The organism is Sulfitobacter noctilucae (assembly GCF_000622365.1).
Lineage (GTDB): Bacteria > Pseudomonadota > Alphaproteobacteria > Rhodobacterales > Rhodobacteraceae > Sulfitobacter > Sulfitobacter noctilucae.
In genome coordinates, this window is record NZ_JASC01000004.1 from 1 (window position 1) to 22,986 (window position 22,986).

Annotated in this window: 17 protein-coding genes and 3 pseudogenes; 7 read left to right on the forward strand and 13 right to left on the reverse strand. The window is 56.9% G+C overall.

The window, feature by feature from the left end:
- Positions 1 to 528: IS3 family transposase (locus Z945_RS0104310; RefSeq protein WP_025050887.1), on the forward strand; the 528-nt coding region annotated here is incomplete at its 5' end.
- 16 nt (positions 529 to 544) lie between these two features.
- Positions 545 to 787 (forward strand): annotated as a pseudogene (locus Z945_RS20240) (integrase core domain-containing protein); the annotation flags it as partial.
- A 162-nt stretch (positions 788 to 949) separates the two neighbouring features.
- Here Z945_RS20240 and Z945_RS0104320 read toward each other — a convergent pair.
- From Z945_RS0104320 to zigA, 4 genes and pseudogenes are all read right to left on the reverse strand, one after another.
- Positions 950 to 2,827 (reverse strand): sensor histidine kinase, encoded by a 1,878-nt coding sequence (locus tag Z945_RS0104320; RefSeq protein ID WP_161634073.1) that lies wholly within the window; start codon positions 2,825 to 2,827, stop codon positions 950 to 952.
- A 774-nt stretch (positions 2,828 to 3,601) separates the two neighbouring features.
- Positions 3,602 to 3,823, reverse strand: a complete 222-nt coding sequence (locus tag Z945_RS20445) for a hypothetical protein (RefSeq protein ID WP_025050890.1) — start codon at positions 3,821 to 3,823, stop codon at positions 3,602 to 3,604.
- Between the two features lie 513 nt (positions 3,824 to 4,336).
- Positions 4,337 to 5,193, reverse strand: a pseudogene (locus Z945_RS19340) (IS3 family transposase); the annotation flags it as partial.
- Between the two features lie 129 nt (positions 5,194 to 5,322).
- Positions 5,323 to 6,551, reverse strand: a pseudogene (zigA, locus tag Z945_RS19345) (zinc metallochaperone GTPase ZigA).
- A gap of 100 nt (positions 6,552 to 6,651) precedes the next feature.
- On the opposite strand from zigA, the gene Z945_RS0104350 reads away from it, so the two are divergent.
- From Z945_RS0104350 to Z945_RS0104360, 3 genes are all read left to right on the forward strand, one after another.
- A complete protein-coding gene (locus Z945_RS0104350; RefSeq protein WP_025050891.1) occupies positions 6,652 to 7,077 on the forward strand; it encodes an Rrf2 family transcriptional regulator in 426 nt (141 codons plus the stop codon).
- A gap of 151 nt (positions 7,078 to 7,228) precedes the next feature.
- On the forward strand, positions 7,229 to 8,362 hold the full coding sequence (argE, locus tag Z945_RS0104355) for an acetylornithine deacetylase (protein WP_025050892.1): 1,134 nt from the start codon (positions 7,229 to 7,231) through the stop codon (positions 8,360 to 8,362).
- Between the two features lie 170 nt (positions 8,363 to 8,532).
- Complete coding sequence (locus Z945_RS0104360; RefSeq protein WP_025050893.1) at positions 8,533 to 9,645, forward strand: zinc-binding dehydrogenase; 1,113 nt, start codon at positions 8,533 to 8,535, stop codon at positions 9,643 to 9,645.
- A 182-nt stretch (positions 9,646 to 9,827) separates the two neighbouring features.
- Here Z945_RS0104360 and Z945_RS0104365 read toward each other — a convergent pair whose 3' ends face one another.
- The 8 genes from Z945_RS0104365 to Z945_RS0104405 all read right to left on the reverse strand — a co-directional run bounded on the left by Z945_RS0104365 (position 9,828) and on the right by Z945_RS0104405 (position 17,734).
- The gene (locus tag Z945_RS0104365; protein ID WP_025050894.1) at positions 9,828 to 10,487 is read right to left on the reverse strand and encodes a nucleoside/nucleotide kinase family protein; all 660 of its coding nucleotides are present in this window, start codon (positions 10,485 to 10,487) and stop codon (positions 9,828 to 9,830) included.
- Positions 10,487 to 11,260: an L-iditol 2-dehydrogenase gene (locus tag Z945_RS0104370; RefSeq protein ID WP_025050895.1), complete on the reverse strand. Its 774-nt coding sequence runs from the start codon at positions 11,258 to 11,260 to the stop codon at positions 10,487 to 10,489. The genes Z945_RS0104365 and Z945_RS0104370 overlap by 1 nt, the downstream gene beginning before the upstream one ends.
- A 363-nt stretch (positions 11,261 to 11,623) precedes the next feature.
- Entirely contained in the window at positions 11,624 to 12,319 is a 696-nt protein-coding gene (locus tag Z945_RS0104380; RefSeq protein ID WP_025050896.1) for an ABC transporter ATP-binding protein, read from the reverse strand.
- Positions 12,312 to 13,043 carry an ABC transporter ATP-binding protein gene (locus tag Z945_RS0104385; RefSeq protein ID WP_037970562.1) on the reverse strand — a complete coding sequence of 244 codons (732 nt, stop codon included), beginning with the start codon at positions 13,041 to 13,043 and terminating at the stop codon, positions 12,312 to 12,314. Before Z945_RS0104385 ends, Z945_RS0104380 begins: the two co-directional genes overlap by 8 nt.
- On the reverse strand, positions 13,031 to 13,975 hold the full coding sequence (locus Z945_RS0104390; RefSeq protein ID WP_025050898.1) for a branched-chain amino acid ABC transporter permease: 945 nt from the start codon (positions 13,973 to 13,975) through the stop codon (positions 13,031 to 13,033). Before Z945_RS0104390 ends, Z945_RS0104385 begins: the two co-directional genes overlap by 13 nt.
- Positions 13,972 to 14,898, reverse strand: a complete 927-nt coding sequence (locus Z945_RS0104395) for a branched-chain amino acid ABC transporter permease (RefSeq protein ID WP_025050899.1) — start codon at positions 14,896 to 14,898, stop codon at positions 13,972 to 13,974. The genes Z945_RS0104390 and Z945_RS0104395 overlap by 4 nt, the downstream gene beginning before the upstream one ends.
- A gap of 36 nt (positions 14,899 to 14,934) precedes the next feature.
- Complete coding sequence (locus Z945_RS0104400; protein WP_420911448.1) at positions 14,935 to 16,209, reverse strand: ABC transporter substrate-binding protein; 1,275 nt, start codon at positions 16,207 to 16,209, stop codon at positions 14,935 to 14,937.
- Positions 16,210 to 16,324: 115 nt separating this feature from the next.
- Positions 16,325 to 17,734 (reverse strand): hypothetical protein, encoded by a 1,410-nt coding sequence (locus Z945_RS0104405; protein WP_037970565.1) that lies wholly within the window; start codon positions 17,732 to 17,734, stop codon positions 16,325 to 16,327.
- 45 nt (positions 17,735 to 17,779) lie between these two features.
- Here Z945_RS0104405 and Z945_RS19990 point away from each other — a divergent pair, with 45 nt between their 5' ends.
- The gene (locus Z945_RS19990) at positions 17,780 to 18,544 is read left to right on the forward strand and encodes a copper chaperone PCu(A)C domain-containing protein (RefSeq protein WP_025050902.1); all 765 of its coding nucleotides are present in this window, start codon (positions 17,780 to 17,782) and stop codon (positions 18,542 to 18,544) included.
- 170 nt (positions 18,545 to 18,714) lie between these two features.
- The gene (locus Z945_RS20755; RefSeq protein WP_052862601.1) at positions 18,715 to 22,194 is read left to right on the forward strand and encodes a DUF4214 domain-containing protein; all 3,480 of its coding nucleotides are present in this window, start codon (positions 18,715 to 18,717) and stop codon (positions 22,192 to 22,194) included.
- A 54-nt stretch (positions 22,195 to 22,248) separates the two neighbouring features.
- Here the strand turns inward: Z945_RS20755 and Z945_RS0104420 are convergent, their stop codons facing one another.
- Positions 22,249 to 22,935 (reverse strand): D-lyxose/D-mannose family sugar isomerase, encoded by a 687-nt coding sequence (locus Z945_RS0104420; protein ID WP_025050904.1) that lies wholly within the window; start codon positions 22,933 to 22,935, stop codon positions 22,249 to 22,251.
- Positions 22,936 to 22,986: the final 51 nt, after the last annotated feature.

The window sequence follows — 22,986 nt, forward strand, 5'->3', positions numbered from 1 at the left end:
GATCGGCAGTTCGAAGTTGATGCCCCTGACCGTGTTTGGGTGACCGATATTACCTCCATCAGGACCCATGAAGGCTGGTCGTACCTCGCTGTGGTCATCGACCTGTTCTCACGGCGTGTTGTGGGCTGGTCGATGCAATCCCGAATGACAACTGATCTGGCCTTGCAGGCATTGCTGAGTGCCGTATGGCGGCGCAAACCAAAGCACAGGGTCATGATCCATTCCGACCAGGGGTCACAGTTCACCGGCAAAGAGTGGCAATCGTTTCTCGGCAAACACTATCTGGATGCCAGCATGAGTAGGCGCGGGAATTGTCATGATAACGCAGTCGCCGAGAGCTTCTTTCACTTGCTGAAACGGGAACGCATCAGGCGGCGAACGTACACCACGCGCGACGCAGCAAGGCAGGACGTGTTCGACTACATCGAGATGTTTTACAACCCGACCCGCAAGCACACCAACAACGGAATGCTGTCGCCAATTGACTATGAAACAGAACAGAGGAAAATGAACGAGGCAAGCGTCTAGGAAACTAGGGGCACGTCACATTGCCCTCGGCAAACCAATGCAGAACGGCTTTGTGGAAAGCTTCAACGGCAGAATGCGGGATGAATGCCTGAACGAACATCTGTTCGACAACCTGCGCCATGCCCGCCAGTTGATCGCTGCTTGGCGTAATGACTTCAACAACCACCGCCCACACAGAAGCCTCGCTGGCATGACTACAGCTGAATATGCTAACCGGTCAGAAGAGGACCAAAACCTGAACAGAGCTAACCTAAATTAGCGGACACAATGGGGAGCAGGTCAGAGCAGGTCACATTCACTGAATAGGACTGCGCCATCGTCAAAGATCTCTATCTAACCGCCGGAACCCCGGGTGTCGTCCTTGCCAGCGTCCAAACTGCTATGTGTCAATCTATATCGAGAACGAAAATTTATATTAGGTCTACCCTGAAAGGGCGTGACCTTCCGGTCGACCGGAGTTTCCACTGAAAGTTTGGGTTTTCCGCCCGATACCAGAGCGTCTAGAGAGTTTGAGCCGGATCCAGAAAGTAGTCTTTACATTGGGTAGCGAGTCATATCCGATCTTGCCGCCCATCGCTTCAACTAGGCCTTTTGAGATCGCTAGGCCAAGACCGCTTCCTTCCTTATCCCTTGTCAGATTGTCTGCTTCCTGAGTGAAGGGTTTAAAGATTTGTTTTGAAAAGCTCGTGGAGACACCTCTGCCGTTATCAGTTACAGAAATTTGACAGGCTCCATTGAACCTTTCAACCCGCACTTCTACAGACCCTTTCTCACTCGAAAACTTTGTGGCATTTGACAGAAGTTGCGAGATGGCCTGCTTTAGAAGTATCGCGTCTGCATCGGCCCAAATGGGATTAGTAGGTAGTTTTAGACTATACGTCACACCTGACTTTTCCGCGATGTCTTGGTGCTGTATGACGGCCTGGCTAATTAATTCAGCAATACTAACCGGTTCCATTTGAACTGCTAGGCCTCCGGTATTGAGTTTCTGAAAATTGAGAAGATCATCGACCACTTCAAGGAGCCTATCGCTATTACGTTCGGCTACCTCAATGAGCCCCTTGGCCTTGTCGCCGGTTTCGAATTGGGCACACTGAGCCAGTAATTTTATCGCTCCATAGACAGATGCTAAGGGTGTACGAAGTTCATGACTTACAGTGGCGACAAAGTCGTCTTTCATTGTAGCCAGCCGCTTTTGCTCAGTGATATCTAACATCTGTGCAATGATTTGGCTCTGCTCAACATCGCCTTCTCTGAGGACAGACAAGCTTATCTGAAGGTCAGCAACTGACCCATCTGGCCTCGTAATGCGCGTTTGCGTCGTACTGGTTGCAGATTTGCCCGAAACTAGGTCGCTAATGCTTCTTTTAATCTCTTTGGTGTTGCCGATGCCCGAAAGATTTCCAATATTTTGACGGACCAGTTGGTTCTTCGTATATCCGAGCAGTTTTTGACACGAGTCGTTGAAAAGCAGAATGGTACCATCCAAGGCAAACACCGACATGGCGATTGGCGCGTTGGATATAAGCAGTTCAAGTTCATCCCGCCTTGACCTTGCAAGCTCCAAGGCAGCTTCTAAAGGCGAGATATCTGTCATTGTGCCTAATACTCTTGTAGCTTTTCCCTGGTCATCACGTTCTGTCACGCGCAAAACTGACTTCATCCAAAGCCATGTTCCGTCGCCGCCTTTCATGCGAAACTTTGCCTCGGATTGTTCGATTTGACCGTCGATACATTTAGCGTCGATTTCGAGCACCGCATCCAAGTCGTCTGGATGGACTCTTTTCCGCCACTCCTCGTCTGAGTTATTTTCGTCGGCTTTCGAAAGTCCGAGTAGTTGGTACCAAGTATCTGACGCTGATCCCAATCCTGTGCGCAGGTCAGATTCAAATACGCCAATTCTGCTGCCTTGCAGCGCTAAATTCCACCGTTTCTCCTGTTCTTCAACCGTTTGCCAGGCTCGTTTGCGCGCCGTGACATCGCTTAGCGTTAAGACATTAGTTCCCTTATGCTCTCCCTCGGAAATGTGATCTACTTTCACGTCGTAGTATCTAAGATCACCCTTGGGTGAGCAAACCGTTATCAAGTTCATTTTCCATGCGGATAGAGACGTCGGGATAGCTAGCCGGCCCTCATGAAGCTCAATCTCTGGGAAAATTGTCGAAATTTTCGAACCGACTAATTTGCTCTGGTCGATATAAGCTAGCCTAGCTGCACTTAAGTTGCAGTATGTGACGTTCCCTGCGGCGTTTACCCCGAATATTCCCAGTGGCGAACTCTCGACGATTGCCTTAAACATTCCATGCTCCAACATGTTGGCGACTTGAGCGCCTTTTACTCATACTTCCAGGAATTAGTTTAATTTCCTTTGGACTACGTTTTAAAACACTTAAACATCGCCTAGCATAACGGTTAGTGGAAACGATCTGAAGGCTTTCGACAAGTGCAAATGCTTCTAAAGCTTGAACCCTTTCAGCATCTGTTTCTGAGGGGCCGCCAATGCTGGCGACCCACTAAGCAACTTAAGATCCGCTCTATTTTGAGATGCGCGCGATGAATTTGGCGCTAGACATCTTAATCTTTAGTCGGCCGTTCCTGATCCAGTCAGGGTCCAGTCTAAGCAAAGCAGTCTCATTGCGAATGATTTTCGAATTCAATTTCAATCGAGCGTCTACTTGGCCGCCGGCGGCAGGTTTAACTTCATAGACCTGTCCAAGGAAAACCCCATCCGATGCCCATACATTCGCACCGATGATGGCCTGTGCGCTAGAAGTCGGTTCCGCCGCGAACGACCGCTGCTTGGTCGTACTGAGCCCCAAACTACGACTAATGCTGCTAAATCCAAAATCACCATTCCGGCCACCCGATGCGGAGCTACTATCTGCTGATCCCGGCCCGCCGCTATCCGAATTGCCGCCTGACCCAGAGCCGCCAGTGCCACTGCCACCCGTGCCTGAACCACCTGTGCCACTACCACCCGTGCCTGAGCCACCTGTACCGCTGCCACCTGTGCCTGAGCCACCTGTGTTCCCGTTTGATCCACCGCTGCCAAGACCCACTCCAAGGCCAGCTCCTAATCCGCCAACAGATGCTCCGAGGCCGCCGCTACCAACGCTGCCCGAGCCACTCCCGGTTCCATTGCCCGACCCTTGGCCGGTTGCGCCACCCGAGCTACTTCCACCACTATTCCCTGATCCACTTCCGGTGCCGACACCAACTCCGGCACCCAGCCCTCCTGACTGACCACTTGAGCCTTGACCACTTCCCCCGGAGCTTGATCCGCTACCGTTGCCACCTCCTAAGCCGACACCGACACCAACGCCGAGCCCGCCGACATCTGCCCCGATGCCCGCGCCGATACCGTCACCACCAATTCCTATGCCTACCCCTGCACCGAGGCCAAGCGCCATTGCACTCGACGAAAGACTGATCGTGATTATCGCTGTTGCAGTCAGTTGCTTTGCGTGTCTCATTTCGTAATCCTTCTTACTTGTTTAAACTGATTAAGACGGCTCCACACAACTTGCGGGGTATGCCATCGGCGTACTTACAAGCGTAGAATCGGTTTTCGGCACAATTCAGGCGTGTGAGAATATATCTCAGAGTTGTATTTTAGGGTTGAAGAATAGGAAATATCAATATCTATCAAGTAGATAGACTAAATTCGAACTTTTATCCTTTAAGAAATACGCCGGCAAATTGGCCTTTCAAACTTAAAATAAGACTTCGTCTAATAAACACAGTTCATATATTGAACTGAGCTACTCCCCATTATTTGGACAGTATCTGGCGTAAATTAAGCTACTTTTTACACCTGTTGATCGGGGTTGGTTTTCTCATTTCTCTGCCTATAGACCAGGGCAGGTGGCCTGCCGCCAAGCGAGGAATGCGGTCGCTTGTGATTGTAGAACTCGATCCACTTTCTGATGCCCGCCTTGGCCTCTGAACCGCTCTCTCAAGCATGCAGATAGACGCACTCGTATTTCAGCGGCCGCCACAGGCGTTCGACAAAGATGTCGTCCAGGAACCGACCCTTGCCGTCCATCGAGATCCGGGTGCCAACCCGCTTCAGTCGGCAGTCCAAACGAAGGACGTGAACTGGCTGCCCGATCTGTGTTCATGATCTCGGGCGGGCCGAACCGGTGGATCGGCTCGTTCAGCGCCTCGACGCAAAAGTCAGCCTCAAGGGTGTTCGAGATGCGCCAAGCCAAAACCTTGCGGGTGTGCCAGTCCATGATCGCCACCAAATACAGGAACCCACGCCGCATCGGCAGGTAGGTGATGTCTGCGCGCCAGACCTGATTGGGCCGATCAACGCGCAACCCGCGCAGCAAATAGGGGTAAGTATTGTGCCCTTTTGCCGCTTTGCTGGTGTTGGGCTTCTGATAGATCGGCATCAAACCCATTAACCGCATGAGACGGCGGATGCGCTTCTCGTTCACGAGATGATCCTCATTGCGCAGGTACCAGGTCATCCATTGGCCGTCAGGGTATTTGCACAGCAAATGTCCCGAGAGGCTGGCGCTCGCCGTAAAACGGGGCCTCCAGGAACTGCTTGTAGATCAGACGCATCAAATCGAGGTTCATCTCGGTCTCGCGTTTCGGCTCATAGTAAAATGACGAACGTGAGATCGACAGCAGCGCACATTGTTTGCCAACAGACAGGCCAGGCAGGTTCGGCTCAATCATCCTACGCCTCACTTGCCGGTCCAGAGTTTGAGCTTTCTGGCCAAAAAATTGTTGGCGACGGCCAACTCCCCAATCTTGGCGTGCAGGTCTTTCACCTGCTCCTCATCAATCTCCAGCGTTTTCGGCCTCCGCATGCCGCCAAACTGGAAAGGGATCGGGCAGGTCCGGCAATGCCTCGGGACCGGGTGCAAGATGTTCAGGTACAAGGCATTGATCCAGCCGGGCCTTGATCGTGGACCAATCGATGCCCGCGCCGATAAAGACCAACTCCTGACGACGGTCGCCCCAGGGCGCGGACCAGTGCGCGGCCATATACTGACGCGCGCTTTCGTGATCGGGCCAGCGCTCTTCAGGCACAGAAGCCCACCATGTGCCCAACGGCTTGATGCTCGACAGTGCCCCGCCAGACTGAACTCAGCCACCCATTCCGGGCGTGTGGCAATCCAGAAGTGTCCCTTGGCACGGATCACACCGGGCAGGTCGCCATTCAGCAGCGCCAAGATCTTTTCCGGCTCGAACGGGCGGCGGGCGCGGTAGACATAGCTGGCTACGCCATATTCCTCGGTCTCGGGCACATGGTCCGCGAAGCCATATAACTCCTTGGCCCACATCGGGTGTTCATGCGCCTTCTCGAAATCGAAAAGCCCCGTATTCAGGATCGCATCCGCCGGGACATCACCGTGATTGGTTTCAATAATCTGCGCATCGCCGTTCAGACTGCGGATGATCTTGCGCGCAGCGTCCACATCATGCGTTTGGGCGTCTGCAACCTTGTTGAGAACAACCACATCGGCAAATTCGATCTGTTCGACCAGAAGGTTGACCAGCGTGCGCTCGTCCTCCTCGCCCAACGTTTCACCCCGGTCACGCAGAAAATCATGACTGGAATAGTCGCGCAGCAGGTTCACCGCATCGACTACCGTCACCATTGTATCCAGGCGCGACACATCTGACAGGCTTTCGCCGGCTTCGTCGCGAAAGTCGAAGGTTGCGGCGACAGGCAGCGGCTCGGAGATGCCGGTCGACTCGATCAATAGGTAGTCGAACCGCCCGTCCTCGGCCAAGCGCCGGACCTCTTGCAACAGGTCGTCGCGCAGGGTGCAGCAAATACACCCGTTCGACATCTCTACCAGCGTCTCATCGGTGTGGCTCAGGTTTGCTCCGCCTTCGCGCACCAGATCGGCATCGATGTTCACCTCGGACATATCGTTGACGATGACCGCTACACGGCGGCCCTCGCGGTTGTTCAAAATGCGGTTCAGGAGTGTTGTCTTGCCAGCACCCAGAAAGCCTGACAGGACTGTTGCGGGAAGACGTTCTTGAAGCACGCGCATACCTCGGTGTTGGTGAAACTCAGAATCATGTAACTAGATGAGTTACCGAATACGCGCAACTGCTACTGTTACAAAATAACGCAACCAATGGAGATTGCCTGTGAAACGCAACAGCCGCCTGTCACTGGCCCTTCACACCCTCGGGCATATGGCACGAGACCCCGAGCAGACGCGGAAGTCTGCCGATATTGCCGCGCATGCAGGGACAAACCCCGTGGTCGTGCGCCGTGTGTTGGGGAGCCTGCGCGAGGCAGGATTGCTGGTGTCCGAAAGTGGCCACGCAGGCGGTTGGCGTCTGGCGCGCGCGCCGCAGCAGATCACACTGGCAGATGTATACCTTGCGTTGGATGAACGGCTCGTCGCCCCCCAAGCCGATACCGAAGAGCATAATTGCAGCGTCGAACATGCACTTCATGCACGTGTCTCCAAGGTCATGGCAGAAGTCGAACAGACCCTTCTTGCAAAGCTGTCCGAGACCAACATCCTTGCCATACGCGGCTCGGCTGATGAGGGGATGGGCGAGTAGGGGCGGGTTTTTTCTATTAGACTGAACGCAATGAACCGTCGATTTTACGGATAATCCCACTGCCTTAGCCACGATCATTTGCGCCGATAAACGTAACGATCACCCATGACAATCACGCCACGCTTTAGGGCCCGCAACCACTGGAGCTATCATGCACGTCACTGATATCCTTTCCGAGCTGATCGCCATTCCCGACCTGCCGGGTCAATCCAATGCTGCGATGGGTGCCTGTATCGGCAAACACCTTGATAACGCCGGCGCCACGGTTACGCTTTTGCCGGGTCCCGAGGGGGATCGCGGGAATATATTTGCTACGCTTGGCCCTGCAGATGAGCGGGGCTATCTGCTGTCGGGGCACATGGATGTGGTGCCGGTGGAAGGGCAGGATTGGACCAGCGATCCGTTTTCCCTGACCGCGCGGGACGGAAAGCTGTACGGACGAGGCACTTCGGATATGAAGGGCTTTCTGGCCTCCATGCTGGCGACGGCCTATGCCCTTAAGGACAAGCCGTTGCGGCAACCGCTGCACTTTGCCTTTTCCTATGACGAAGAAATCGGCTGTCGCGGGGTGCCGCATATGATCACTGAAATGCCCCGGCTTTGCGCGCCGCCGCTGGGTTGTATCATTGGAGAGCCCTCCGACATGCACCCCGTCCTGTCACACAAGGGCAAGCGGGCTGTGTCGTTCACGTTCAAAGGGCGTGCGGCACATTCCTCCACGCCGGATGCGGGGCTGAATGCCCTCTACCCTGCTGCCGACCTGGCATTGTTTGTGCGGGGCTTGAACCTCGAACTGGCACAATCAGGGGCAAAGGACGACAGGTTTGATCCGCCCCACTCTACTGTGGTGGCAAGTGTCATCACCGGCGGCACGGCGGTGAATATCATCCCTGATGGCTGCACCGTGCAGATCGAATGCCGTGCTGTGCCCGGTCAGGATGCAGATGCCATCATCGACAGGGTTTTGCAGTTTGCCCGTGCCGCACAGCGCAGCGGTGCGGCGGATGCGGTGGAAGTAACGGACCTTAGCAGCTATCCCGCGCTTACACCGCCTGACGATCCGGCCTTGGAAAGCATGATGTCGGAACTTACCGGCCATCCAGTGCAGCAAGCCGTCAGCTTTGGCACCGAGGCGGGGCTTTTTCAGGCTGCGGGCCATGCGGCCCTGATTTGCGGTCCGGGGTCCATGTCCAGAGCACATCGCGCAGATGAGTACATCACACAAAGCGAGCTTGATGCCTGCTGTAAGGTTCTCGGGTTGCTGGCAGATCAGTTGCGTCCCTGAACACGGCGCGCTTTGGCACCTGTAGGGATATACCCGGCGGCGGGCCGCACAGAGCGTGACGTCACTTCACCCCTTGGGTTGCACCTTGGCGACGAGGTGTGTTCAGTCACGGCCAGCGCGGCGCTGACGCCGCATCTTACATTCTACTCACCTACTTTGGAGATACTGACATGAGCATCACCGGCAAGCAGCTTTTCACCACGCTGGAAAGCGATGGCACCCTTACCGTCGCGATTGAGGATGTGACCTTTCCCGAACCGACAGGCAATCAAGTGCTTGTCAAAATGGAGGCGGCTCCGATCAACCCTTCGGACCTCGCCATCCTGACCGGCGCTGCCGATCTTGAGAACGCCGATTATTCGGCCGGCAAATACGTGGCCAAGATGCCTGAGCCATTCAACACCGGGTCAAAGGCGCGGCACGGGCTGAAACTGCCTGCCGGGAACGAAGGTGCGGGTACCGTCGTCGCGACAGGCGACGGCGACAAGGCCAAAGCATTGATGGGCCAGCGCGTTGCCTGTGTTCCGGGCAACGCCTACAGCCAGTATTGCATTGCCGACGCCCATATGTGCTTGCCGCTGGGTGATTATACTGCCGAAGAAGGCGCGAGCGCATTTGTTAACCCGATGACCGCTCTGGGCTTTGCCGAGAATGCCAAAGCAGAAGGTCAGGACGCCCTTCTGCACACCGTTGGCGCGTCTAATCTGGGACAAATGCTGACCCGCATTTGTCAGGAAGACGGGCTTGGGCTGGTCAATATCGTACGCAAGGAAGAGCACGCCGATTTGCTGAAAAAGCTTGGCTCAACCCATGTCGTAAATTCTTCGGATGACGACTTCATGAAGAACCTGCGCACCGCGATTGACGATACCGATGCCTTCTTTGGCTTCGACCCGATTGGCGGCGGCAAGACTGTTGATGGTGTTTTCAAAGCGATGGAACAGGTCGCGATCACCAAGATGACCGAATATTCGCGCTATGGCTCCAACCAGCAAAAGCGCATGTTCATCTATGGCCGTCTGGACACGAGCCCAACGACCCTGTCACCCAGCTATGGCTTTGGTTGGACCCTGTCAGGCTGGCTGTTATTCCCGTTCTTGCAGTCCGTCGGTTCGGAAACCGTGGGTCGGATGCGCAAACGTGTGCTGGAAAACCTGACCACCACCTTTGCCAGCCATTACAAAAAGCACGTAAGCCTCGAAGAGATGCTGACCAAGGAAGCCGTGACAGACTATCGCGCGATGAAAACGGGCGAGAAATATCTCGTCACGCCTTGGAAGTAATCTGATAAGGCATTTCGCCTAAAATCTGCACGGGCGATGGGGGCTAACCCTATCGCCCGATTGCCATTCAAAAACAGACACGATCCAGACCAGTCAGAACGCAAGGTGAAACGCTGCCCCTAGCCCGGCCTCGTTTACATCTCCTGGTGAGTGAGACCCATGAGCCCGCTCGACCTCCCCAATTAAGCCACAGACCACCCTTTCACGGTCATGTCAGCGGGCAAGCTGTGTTCCTCCACAAACCGCGCATTCTTCAGATCGTTGCCCCGGGCGCGCACCTTCGCAGCGTCCGTCGTCAATCCATGCTTCACCCATCGCGCGACCAACCTGCGCTCAAGTTCATCATGATCGACCTGCAAGCTGATTGTCAGATCAAAGGCCTTTGCCAAATCAGCCCAGGGCGAGATATTCAGCAGCAGATAATTGCCTTCGATCAGGACAATGCGGGTATCGGTGGTCACCCGCCCACCACCAAGCACAGTTTTATCAGCGGCACGGTCAAAAGTGGGAAAGGACAGTGAAACCTCTTCGCGCAGGTGCGTCACCAGATCGACAAAGGCCGGCGCGTCAAAGGTTTCGGGCGCACCTTTACGATCCAGCAATCCAAGCTCTTGCAATGCCTCATTGTCCATATGAAAGCCGTCCATCGGCATGACCATCGCCGTTGGACCAAGACGCGATGCGAGTTCATCGGCCAGCGTCGATTTACCGGAGGCAGGTGGACCGGCAATTGCAACAAGCACACGCGCCTCGTTGGCGCTCAGATCGGTAATCCGCTCCACAAGAGATGTGAGGCTGGGCACGTTCCGATCAGCACTGCTGGCCCCTCGGTCCACCGTCATCAGCTTAACCAGTTTCCGCCGTCAACGTTGTATGTCTGCGCGACGACATATTCCGCATCTCCAGACGCGAGAAACACCGCCATGCCGGTCAGATCATCCGCCGTGCCCATTCGCCCGTAAGGCACCGCATTACCCACCTCGGTTTTCTTCTGGCCGAGCGGTTTGCCCTCGTGTTTTGCGAAAAAGGCATCAACCCCGTCCCAATGCTCTCCGTCCACCACACCTGGCGCGATGGCGTTGACGTTGATGCCGTGCTGGATCAGGTCCAGCCCCGCCGATTGGGTCAGGCTGATGATCGCCGCTTTGCTTGCGCAATAGACAGCAACCAGCGCCTCGCCCCTGCGACCCGCCTGAGAGGCCATATTAATGATCTTGCCCCCGTGGCCCTGTGCAATCATCTGCTTGGCGACAGATTGCAGGGTGAACAACGCCCCTTTTACGTTGATGTCGAACACACGGTCGTAGTCGGCCGAGGTGATATCAACAATCGGCGCTGCACTGAAGATCGCGGCGTTGTTGATCAGGATGTCGATCCGGCCAAAAGCCTCTACCGTCGCTGCAATGCCAGCGTCGATGCTGGGCTGGCGGGTGACGTCCATCTCGACCGCGATGGCTGCGGGACCGATGCGTTCCGCCTCCGCGCGCGCGCGATCAATGTCGATGTCGGCGATGGCGACACGGGCACCTTCGGCGATATAGGCCTTGGCAAAGGCCAAGCCGATGCCCCGTGCCGCCCCTGTGATCAGGGCCGTTTTACCAGCAAGCCGGCTCATACTGTCCTGCTTTCTGCAGATCTATGGCCAAACAATTTGGTGCTCTCCTTCTCGAGTGGAGCAAATCTGCCGAAACCGATGAATTCTGCCATGCCGTTGATCCTTCGTATTTAATGCAAACGGCCTGCGACATGTGGGCGCGCAACCCGTTTGCTTGATCCATTGCCCCTTGTCCTAGCGGCCTTGGAATACCTGAGCAAGATCATACGGTGGGAAACCAAAGCACACGGAGGATCCCAGACCAAGCCCGGCGTTGCCTTGCTCAAGTTGATCTTGCTCGCCGGGTCACAATCGTGTTGGCGGCCTGGCTGGTGCGATGCGAAGGGCGCGTATGGGCTGCGCTGACCGCCCGGACCGCGGGTATCACACCCCTATATAAGTCTTCAGCTTGGTTTTGTCGCGGCGCAACTCGGCGGCCAAGACAGTCTCTCGATCTTTGCCGTTTTCGATGAAAGTTACACGGTCGGCAATCGACAAAACTGCATCGACCCGCTGTTCGACCAGAATGATGGCATAGCCTTCGGCTTTCATCTTGATGACCACTTGCCGGATCAGTTCGATCATCGAAGGCTGCAGCCCTTCGGTCGGCTCGTCCAGCAACAGCACCTTGGGTCGCAGACACAGGGCGCGGGCTGTGGCGAGCATTTGTTGCTCTCCGCCTGACAGTGTGCCCGCCACCTGACTTAGCCGTTCGCGCAGGCGCGGGAACAGGTCGAGCACCCAGTCGCGGGTCGACGCCCCCTCGCCCCGTGTCATCAGACCGACTTCGATGTTCTCGGCCACCGTCAGTTCTTTGAACAGCCGCCGGCCTTGCGGTACATAGCCAATGCCCTGTTTCGGGATCAGATGCGCGGGCATCGTATGGAGCGGCTTGCCGTCCAGTGTGATGCTGCCCCCGGTCACCGGAAGCTGCCCCATGATTGCCTTGAGGATCGTGGATTTGCCGGCGCCATTCCGGCCCATCAAGCACAGGATTTCACCCGCGTTGACCTGCAACGACACATCAAAGAGCACTTGGACAGGCCCGTACCCGGATTCGATATTGCTGACCTCAAGCATGAGGCGTCGATCCCAGATAAGCGGCCTGAACCGCGTCGTTCGCGTGGATTTCTGCAAAGGTGCCAGAAGCCAGCACACGCCCCTGGTCCAAAACCGTGACGTGATCCGCAAGTGCCGCCACCACGCGCATATTGTGTTCGATCAGCAGGATGGTGGTCTCCCCCGCGATTGATTTCATCAGAGCAATAAAAGCATCGACTTCGGTTTCCGACAGACCCTGCGTCGGCTCGTCCAGAATGAAAACCTCGGGCTCCTGCGCAAGCCCCATCGCAATTTCGAGCACCCGTTGGTGGCCATAGCTCAGATCGCCGGCGGTTTGATCGGCGCGGTCGTCCAGACCGATACGGTCCAACACGGCATGTACCTTGGCATCATGGGCCTGTTTGTCGTGCGCCAGTCGCAGGCCCGCCGCCAGCGCCACGTTGTCATAGACGCTCAATCCCGGAAAGATCGACGTGATCTGAAACGTATAGGCCATGCCCAACTGCATCCGCTTGTGCGCGGGCAATTGGCTGATGTCGCGGCCCTTGAAATACACAGTGCCGCGGGTGGGTGCGATGCGCCCGCTGATCATGCCGACAAAAGTCGATTTGCCCGCCCCGTTGGGGCCGATCAGCGCGGTGATTTTTCCCTGATCCAAATGCAGATCGACGTCGACGTTGGCCTCTACCCCGCCATAGATTTTCGTCAGCCCCTTGGCCTCAAGCACATTCACGGCAGCCATGCGACACCCCTCTTGCGCAGCGTGCCGACAATCCCTTGCGGTGCGAAAAGGGTCAACAAGACCAATACAATACCTGCCACCAGCATGTAGGCATTGGTCCAACCGCTAGAAATGTCGATCAGGTAAAACATGAAGATCACGCCGATCAGCGGGCCGATTGTCGTCCCTGCGCCGCCCAGAAGCACCCAAAGCAGCGGGAAGATCGAATATTGCACCCCGGCAAAGCTGGCCCCGACATAGCCGAACAGCAAGGCATATGATGCCCCGGCAACGCCAGAAAACACCCCCGAGATTACCATCGCCCGCAATTTCAGGTTGGCCACATCATAGCCCAGCATCCGCGCGCGTTCTTCGTTCTCCCGGATCGCGATAAGGCGCTTGCCGAAAGGCATCTGCACCAGTTTCGCCATTGCCAGAAAGCAGACCGAGAACAGAATGAAAGCGGTAAAATAGCGGGCGGTTTCGGTGGTCAGGTCGATGCCTGCTAATTGGCGCTGCGCCTGTTGCACGACGAACCCTTCGTCGCCACGGGTGTAGGTGCCGAAATAAAGAATGATCAGGTAGACCGTCTGTGCGAACATCAGCGTGACGATCATGAAAGCGACCCCGGCCGTGCGCAGCGCCAGATACCCCACGCCCAGCGCCAGCAGTCCAGCGGCCAGCATCGCGGACGCGAACGCCGGGATCACCGAAAAGCCGGTAAGGTTCGTGGTCAGCCCAAAGCCGTACATCCCCGCGGCAAAGAACATCGCATGACCAAGGCTGAGCAATCCGGTGTAACCGAACAACAGGTTATACCCCATCGCGTAGATCGCCAGCACCATGATCCGCGAGAACGCCCCGACATGGTAGGCGGGCAACACGAAGAACAGGACCAGCAGCAGCGCGAGGATGCCCAAGTGCAGGGCCAATGGCTTGCGGCTGGCCATCATGTCTCGGCCCTGCCCAACAGCCCCTGAGGGCGAAAGACCAGCACCATAGCCACCAGAAACGTCGCGATAATTTTGGCCAGGGTGGGCGAGAAAAATACCGAGATGATGCCGTCGCTCATTCCGATCAACAGAGCCGCGATGACGGTGCCGGGCAAACTGCCCAGACCGCCGATGATCACCACGATAAAGGCCAGCAACAGCGGGTCGCCCCCCATCAGGTAATGCGCCTGCTGGATCGGCACGACCAACACCGCACCCAATGCAGCCAGCCCCGCACCCAGACCAAAGACCCAGGAATAGACTTTGCCGACCGGCACACCAAAGGCCTGCGCAGTATCGCTGTCTTGTTGGGTGGCGCGCATGATCAGACCGATCCTCGTTCGGGTTAGCAGCAGCCACAGGGCGACCAACACAGCGGCCGCGGCAAAGATCACGAAGAGCTTGTAGCTGGTGATACTCAGCCCCCATGGCCAGATCATCGCAAAACCGTTTTCGCCAAACTCGAACCACGGCAGGGACAGCCGCGTGTTGAAGGGTGGCTGGACGGGGCGTGCTTCGGGTCCGTACAGCATCAAGGTGGATTGCTGGATGATATAGAGCACACCAATTGTCGCGACGATGGTGCGATCCGCATCATAGTTCACGCGCTTGAGAACAAAGCGGTCAACGCCCGCCGCGATGCACCCCACCAACACGGGTGCCACGATTAACGCGCCGATAAATCCAATCGCCGGATGCCCGCCCAGCGTGGTCGACACCACCCAGGCCAAGACCGCACCGAGCATGAAAAACTCGCCGTGCGCCACATTCACCACGCGCATCACACCAAAGACAAGGCTGAGCCCCATCGCGGTCAGCACCAAAATCGCCGAGATGACCGCCCCCTCGAGGGAGGCGAGCATCAAATGAGGCCCGAAATCCATAGATGGTCTCTTTTCCTGTTCGGTCTGCGCGCGGGCCTAGAAGGTTTGCGTCGTATAGTCGACTTCGTCTTCGTACATGCCGTCCTCAATCGAAGTGGAATGTTCGACTACCAGCGTCCCGTCCGTGACCTTGGAAATATGCTGCTGGGCAAAGACCTGATGAGTTTTGCCGTTGAAAAGCTTGTCACCCTGCGGATGATCTTCGGAGGCCGGGATCGCTGACATGGCCTCGACTGCTTCAATCAATTTGGGGCGATCTGCCGGACCTTGGTAATCGGCGGCTTCCATGCCGGCCTTGATCACGTTCAATGTCTCCCAGCAGCCAAACATATGCGCATAGGTCGAGACGTTGGCAGGATCCTCCACCGATGCACCGCGCTCATTACAGCCCACCGCCGCGCGGTAGGCTTTCTGCGCCTCGGTGTCACCCGCCTGCGCATGGCGCGGCATGCCTTCCCAGAAATACGACCCTTCAAGGAATTCAAGGCCGGGACTTTGGATGTCGACCGCCTCTAGGCTGTCGATAAAGCCGAAAAGCTCGGGCCGGTTGGGGCCAAAGAATTCGCCCAGCTCCTTGACGAAGGTCAGAACAGCAGGGCCGACCATGACGTGATAGATCACTTCGGTCTCGCGCGGGATGTTCGGGAAATAGCGGGTGAATGTTGTCTCGGTTGGCGGGATTGCGATCTTGGCAACAACCTCGCCGCCTTGCGCCTCAATCGCCTCCGAGAAAAAATCGCGGTGGTCGTGGCCAAACGCAAAGTCGGGATAGATCATCGTGACCTTTTTACCGAGGTTTTCCGCCACAAAAGGGGCCATTGAGATGACCTGGCTTTTCACATCCGTGATGCACGGCTGAAGCGTGTAGCGGTTCAGCATGCCGCTGGCGACATGGTGGCCTTCGGAGACCACGAAATACGGCAGTTTCAGTTCGCCCGCACGCGGCGCGGACCCGATCACCACATGGCTGAAGAGCGTCCCGAAGGCCACGTCGACCTCGTGCTGTGTCGCGAACTTCTCAAGCACCTCTGCACCACGGCCGGGATCGGTCGCATCGTCTTCGACCACGATCTCGACGGGGCGTCCGTTGATGCCGCCGTTTTCGTTGATCCGCTTGACCGCCGCGTCCGTGGTCGCACCGTACCAGCGACCATAGGCAGCACCGATGCCGGTGGCGTGCTTTTGAAAACCGATCTTTATGGGCGCGGCGCTTTGCGCATGTGCAAATCGTTCAGCACCGGGAAAGGCACCGCCTGCGGCCAGAGCACCCGTGCTGGCACCCAATCCAATCAGCGCCTTGCGGCGGTTCATCTTGGTGGGCTTTTTGGTCGGTTGTGTCATTGGGTATCTTCCTGTCAGAGCGGCGCAACGTTTCGTCGCGTGCGAAATACTGTCTATGGAAGCCGACAAGATGTCTAGAAACTTGTCAGACCCCGCGCGGGCTTGCCAGCAGCCATAACCCGAAAACAGTGTAGGCCACCATGAGGAATGACAGTCCAAGCTGCATCTTGAGTACGTCAGCGCGTGTTCTACACAGCGTTTCGGCAGTTTTATGGGTAAGAATGACACTCAGGATATGGGCCAAGACAACGATCCCGGCTTGCGTCAGCCAGATCAGCTTTACGGTTTGCGGCACCGTCAGAAAGCCGACCATGACCCGCGATTGGGCCAAACCGAACAGGTTCCATCCTTTCGCCAGCGGATCAGCCAACGTCGCCACGACAACCTGCATCTGCACAAGGAATGTGACGAAGTAATGCGCAAAGTGATAGCCGATGGCGATTGGCAGCAGGGCAATTGCGAACCTGATGAAGGCTTCGGCAAAGCCTGCTGCCCGTTGGCCGTCGACCACAGGGACCGCTCGCAAGCCGATCCAGACCGCCCCTGCAAAAACCGCTGTCAGCAAGCAAATCGCGCCAATCAGACCAAGTGTCGTGATCTGAACCATCGCGGTGCGGCCGGGATACTCCAAAGGATTGATGCCGAGTTGACCCAGCCACCAGAATGTTTCGTGAAGACCGTCGAAACTGCCCGCCGCAAGGAGAACGAGCACAAAGAACGCATGGCTTAGGTCAAACCTCGTCCCGTGGAATGTCTGCCATCCTGGAACACCCAGTTTGAGCGTGCGATCCCCCCCCGCGATACGCATGTTGCCGATCAGGCCGAAAAGGACCGTGAAACACTCAACCTGCCGCAGCCAGGCTTTCCTGCCAAACAGTGCCATCCCGGTCAGGGTAAAAAGCCAATAGCCCAGCGCGAAAGTGGCGAGCCGCTCCGGATCGTTCGGCGCGGTGTCTGCCAGAACAAAGCCCATGAAGGCGGCAAAGAGGAGGACCGCAGGCCAGACCGACAGGGACTTGGGTAAGACCAAAGGAGCTTTATGATCGGGAAAAACCGTGTCAAACACTCCGGTCCAGGGGTTAATCCAGCGCCAGACGTCGCAGACGACCCCCTGCACCACAAACAGCGCCATCCACCAGACCGTCCAGAGGGTCAGCGGCAGCAGGTTTGCCTGCGGGTCCGTGGGTCCGGCCAACCCGATATAGATCAGCGCAGCAAGTGCGGCCGAGGCCAAAAGCGAAAAGCCGCGCGGGGGCGTGAACCACCGGCCCGGCAGTCCTGTATCATAGGGTGTAAAGGCGCGGGCTAGCTGATGGGTATTTAAAAAAAACATCAGCAGGATTGTGACCGCCACTGCGATTGTGCCGCCGGTGATATAGGCCGTGGTTGGCAAAAGCAGCACAAAACCCTGATCCGCTGCATGCGCATGCGCGGCGTCCCCGGTCAGAACCGCGCCTATGAGCATGCCAATAAAGCGCTTTGTTCCAACCACCATCTTGTTAGTTTACACCTGAGTTCTCGACGGGAGACAAGATAGACAATGAAGCGGTTCTTTGTATTCGGCGCGGTGATTGCCATCGCGGCTCTGGTCTATTTCTCAACGAAACCGCCGCAAAGCACGGTCACGGTTACAAACGCCATCGCAACGCCAATGGGCACGGGTGGGGATGTTTTCATGGTATCCCTGGAAATGCACAACAGCGGTGATGCGGTTACGCTGATCGGTGTCACCGCACCGGCTGCCGATGTTTCTATTACGAACCCCGGTGGCGCGGGCCCGCTTGTAGTGCCTGCAATGGGGCAAGGCCTGCTGGCGATGGACGGTGCGCATCTGATGTTGTCCGCACCCCAGGGCAGCTTTGCAAAGGGGACGTATCAACCCATCGCGCTGGTCTTTGATGATGGCAGCGAAGTCGCAGCGCGCGTGATCAGACCCGCAGGCGGCGATGGCATGGCAGAAATGCATCACGGCATGATGCAGGGTGTTGATGCATCTCCGACACCTGAAATATCACTCCCGTCTCCCCCGGCCGCCGATAACGACGGATTTGAGATCAGCCTTGCGCTGAAGAATTTTACCTTCGTCCGCGTAGCTGATAATGCCGGTCATATTGCAGGTGAGGGGCATGCCCATATCTATCTAAACGGCCTCAAACTTGGCCGGCTTTATGAAAGCAGCTTTACGCTGGGCGCGCTTCTGCCCGGCCGTTATGCCTTGCGCATCGCGCTTAATACCAATGATCACCGCCCCTATATGAACAAGGATGGTCCGGTCGATTTGGTCTATGACTTCGAGATCGAGTAGTCCGCCTCCAGAATAAGTCTCACTCGGCAGATCCAAGCCGTTAGGCCCATCCGTACTGGCGGAATTAGGCCAAACTTTACCCGACCTTAACTTCTGGATAGCCACAGTCGTTTGCATGTCTAGGGTCCGCCGAAAGCCCTACGATAATTGTGCGGGCAATCGGGGGTAGCATGGCAGGAAATACGCTTTTCATCGGGCACAGCCTTATTGGGCAGGTCATGCCTGACATGTTCAACAGCTTCATGGCGGATCACGGTCAGGCGACCCGTGCTGATGCGCAAATCATCAACGGTGCCCCGCTGCGCTGGAACTGGGACAATGGCGATACCGCACAAGGGGTGAATGCACGGGCTGTTTTGCCCAGCGGCGACTACGATACGGTTGTCGTGACAGAGGCGATACCACTGGACGATCAAATCCAATGGAATGACACGCACGGCTATGCCAAACGCTATGCCGATCTGGCCTATGACGCCAATCCGCAAACTCAATTCTATCTCTATGAGACATGGCATCCGCTTGGCAGCGATCCCGCCGCGTGGCGTGACCAACTGACGGCGGATCTGCCCAAGTGGCAAGGCATCCTCGACCATGTGAACGCAACGGCCGCATCCGGTGCGTCCGATGCGTTGCTCATCCCTGCCGGTCAGGCGATGGGCCGTCTTTATGATGCGATCGAGGCCGGGGAGGTTCCGGGCCTCAGTAGCATCACCGCGCTTTTTACCGATGACGTTCACCTGAACGATACCGGGATGTGGTTCATCGCGGCACTGCATGCCGAGGTGATTGCAGACGTTGATGCCGCAGCGCTGCCGGTCGAGACGTTCTCGCAATGGGGCAGCGCATATGGCGGGCCGGATGCAGCATTGGCGCAGGCGATGAACGATGTGATCGACGAAACCCTTGCCGCCGTCGGACAGAATGGCGATGTCGGCGCGCCAGGTCCGGTGCCCCCGCAAGTGCCTGATCCAGCGCCGGATACGGATACAGGCGATACGCCTGATACGCCGCCGGTCGGCAGCCCTGTCGATACGGTGCCGGAAGTCGGGTTGGGCTTTGGCTTGAGTGGCATTGCAGACTACGCAACCGCCTCTCCCTTCCTTGATGTTTTCAAGTCCTCACGCCCGTTCTTTGGCCATGAAACGGGCCGATGGGGTGGATTTGAACATGACGCATTGGATCAGGGTGGCTTTCTTGACCCGATGGGTTGGCCGACCGATATCCCGGCCGGTGTCGACCGCATTAGCGCCCTGGTCCTGACCGAGCTGCCAGCCGAGATGGAAGACGCGCAGGGACGCTACCGCGTGACGTGGCAGGGGGAGGGCGAGGTCCGGTTAAGTCTGAGCGCAGAGGATGTAACCTATGGTCAGAACGAGGCGTGGTTTACCTATACGCCTGATGGCACAGGCCTTGTCAGCGTTGACATTCTATCGACCGATCCCAACGGCACCGGCAGCTACATTCGCGACATCTCAGTCGTGCATGAACGCCATATCCCGGCATTCGAGGCGGGCGAGATCTTTAATTCCAAATGGATTTCCGTCATCGAAGACGCCCATGCGCTGCGTTTCATGGATTGGATGGATACCAATAATTCGACCATTTCTGATACTGCTGACGCCCCGCAATTCGCCGATGCCAGCTGGGCCACCACGGGTGCCCCGCTTGAGGTGATGATCCGCCTTGCCAATGAAACCGGGACCGACCCGTGGTTCACCCTGCCCCACCGTGCCACCGAAGATTATATGCGCGATTTCATTACCAAGGTGAAAGCGATCCTCGACCCTCAGCTGACACCCTATTTCGAATTCTCGAACGAGGTTTGGAACTGGCAATTCAGTCAGGCGCAAGAAGCCCAGACCGAAGGGCAGGGCCGCTTTGGCGATGTCAGCTCGGCCTGGGTGCAGAACTATGCCGCTGATGCCGTTACAATGGCCCGGCTGATTGACGACATCTACGGCGCGAACAGCCCCGATGTGGTCAAGGTGATTGCGACCCAGACGGGTTGGCGCGGACTTGAAGAACCGATCCTGAACGCTCCCGATTGGGTGGCCGAGGACCCGGGCAACCGCGCGGCCCCTTCGAGCTATTTCGACGCCTACGCGATCACCGGCTATTTCGACGGTGGTTTGGGCCGTGAGGACAAAGCACCCACGGTACTTGAATGGATCGCCGACAGCCTGTCGCGCGCGCAGGCGGAGGCGGCGGCCCTCGGGCTTTCGGGCGATGCGGCGGCGCAATATGTGCAGGACCACCGCTATGACCATGCCACGACCCTCGCCATCCGCGAGTTGCGCGATGGATCGGTCACGGGAAACCCGGATGGATCGCTGGCCGAACTATCAGAGCTTTTTGCCTATCATAAAGAGCAGGCCGACAAGGCAGATCTGGATCTGGTCATGTACGAAGGCGGCACGCATATTGTGGGCGTGGGCCAATGGCAGGCCAACGCCGATTTGGCAGCCTTTTTCGCTCATCTTAATTATACCGCAGGAATGGGAGAGATTTATACGGAGTTGCTCGCCTCTTGGGTACGCGAAGGTGGGACGCTCTTTAATGCTTTCACTGCTGTGGACCGGCCCACGCCCTTTGGCAGTTGGGGGCATTTGCGGCATCTGGACGATGAAAACGCACGCATGGATGCGGTGATTGAATTCCTTGAAGTCTTTCCCAAAGATGTCAGCACAGCACCTGACGGTGGTTCCGATATTCCATCACCGGGTTTGCCCCTTACCGGCGATGGAGAGGATAACCAGCTGGCCGGTGACGCGGGAGATAACGTGCTGCGCGGGCAAGCAGGCGACGATTGGCTCAGCGGCAACGCAGGCGATGATCTTCTTTATGGCGGCAGCGGCTGGGATGTTGCAACCTACAGCGGCCCGCAAGACGCTTTCACCCTGACGTTTGCACCGGACGGCACCATCATGACGGACCGCCGGGCGAGCGGCGATGGCAAGGACAGGTTGATCGACATCGAAGAGGTGGTGTTTGGATCGGGTGGGGAGATCGACAGTCTGGATCTGACCTTGTTGCAAGGCATTTCGAACCTGTCCACGCAAAGCATCGCCGATGTGGTCGAGCTTTATATCGCCTACTTTGACCGCGCGCCTGCTGCCAAGGGATTGGCCTATTGGGCAAGCAGACTGGACGACGGTATGACACTGCCCGAGATCGCGCAGAGCTTTTTTGTTCAGGATGAGACCCAGGCAACCTATGCCGGTTTCCTGAACAACGATGGCAGCCTTGCTGATACAGAGGCTTTCGTAACGGCCGTCTTCAACAACCTTTTGGGCCGCGATCCCTATAGCGCCTACTGGATTGACGCCCTTGATCGTCCCGATAGCGGGATCACACCGGGCATCTTCATTCTTGCTGTTCTAAACGGTGCCAAAGCAGAGAGCGGCGGCGTGGCAGATGCGGCTTATCTGGAGGCCAAGACCGACATCGGGGTCTATTTCTCGGCCATAAAAGGGCTGGACGGATATGAAAATACTGTGTCGGTGATGCAGATGTTCGACGGAAGCCGCGCCAGCGTGGAGAGTGCAACGCGGGAAATAGACAGACTTCACGCCGAGGCGTTGGACTCCGAAACAGGCAGCTTTCTGATCGAACTGGTCGGGGTGATCGACAATCCCTTCGCCTTGGTATGAAGGCTGTTGCGCAAGCCCGACATGACAGCCGCCGCCCTCAGCATAAGCGTCCGCTTAGCCCAGCCACTCTGCGTAATCACTGACCAGCAGATGCCGTGGCGGCGCGTCTTCTTCGATCTCGGAGAACCGTCCGACCGGGTCGCGAAAGATGTTGTCGGTGGCGTCGTCGTTCACGCTAGATACTTCGCCCACCAGCACTTCGCCCCCTTCGGCCCAAAAGGCATGCCAATCGCCGGGCTGTAACGTGACACTTTGCCCGGGGGCCAGACGCAGCTTTTCACCGGGGGCAAAACCATATTGCATCCCATCGCGCATCACTGTTCCGCCGCGTTCCTGCGCGAAGGCACCGGAAGGGTCAGAGCCATAGAGCATCACCACCAGCACCCCACCGCCCCTGTTAATGATATCTTCGGTTTTACGGTGATGACGGTGCATCGGGCTGAGTTGATCCTGCCGCGTGATCATAAGTTTTTCAGCGTAGCACATGCCTCCGCCAACCCGCTGGCCAGCCTGCGCGCCATTGCGGAGCGTGAACAGGAACAGACCCGTCTTTTCAAAGTCACCCGCGCCGTAGTCTGTCACGTCCCAACCACAACGACTGTCGATCAAATGTCTGGCCTCGGGCGCGTTCTGCTTGAACTGCTGCGGCGTCCAATAGGCGAAAGGGGGCAGCGAGAAACCGTATCTACGGATCGTCTCATCCGCTGCTGCAAGAATAACATTGATATCAGAACGCTGCATTGAGCCACCTTTCGAATGCCCGATGGCACCGATCCGTCAGCTTTGATGCAG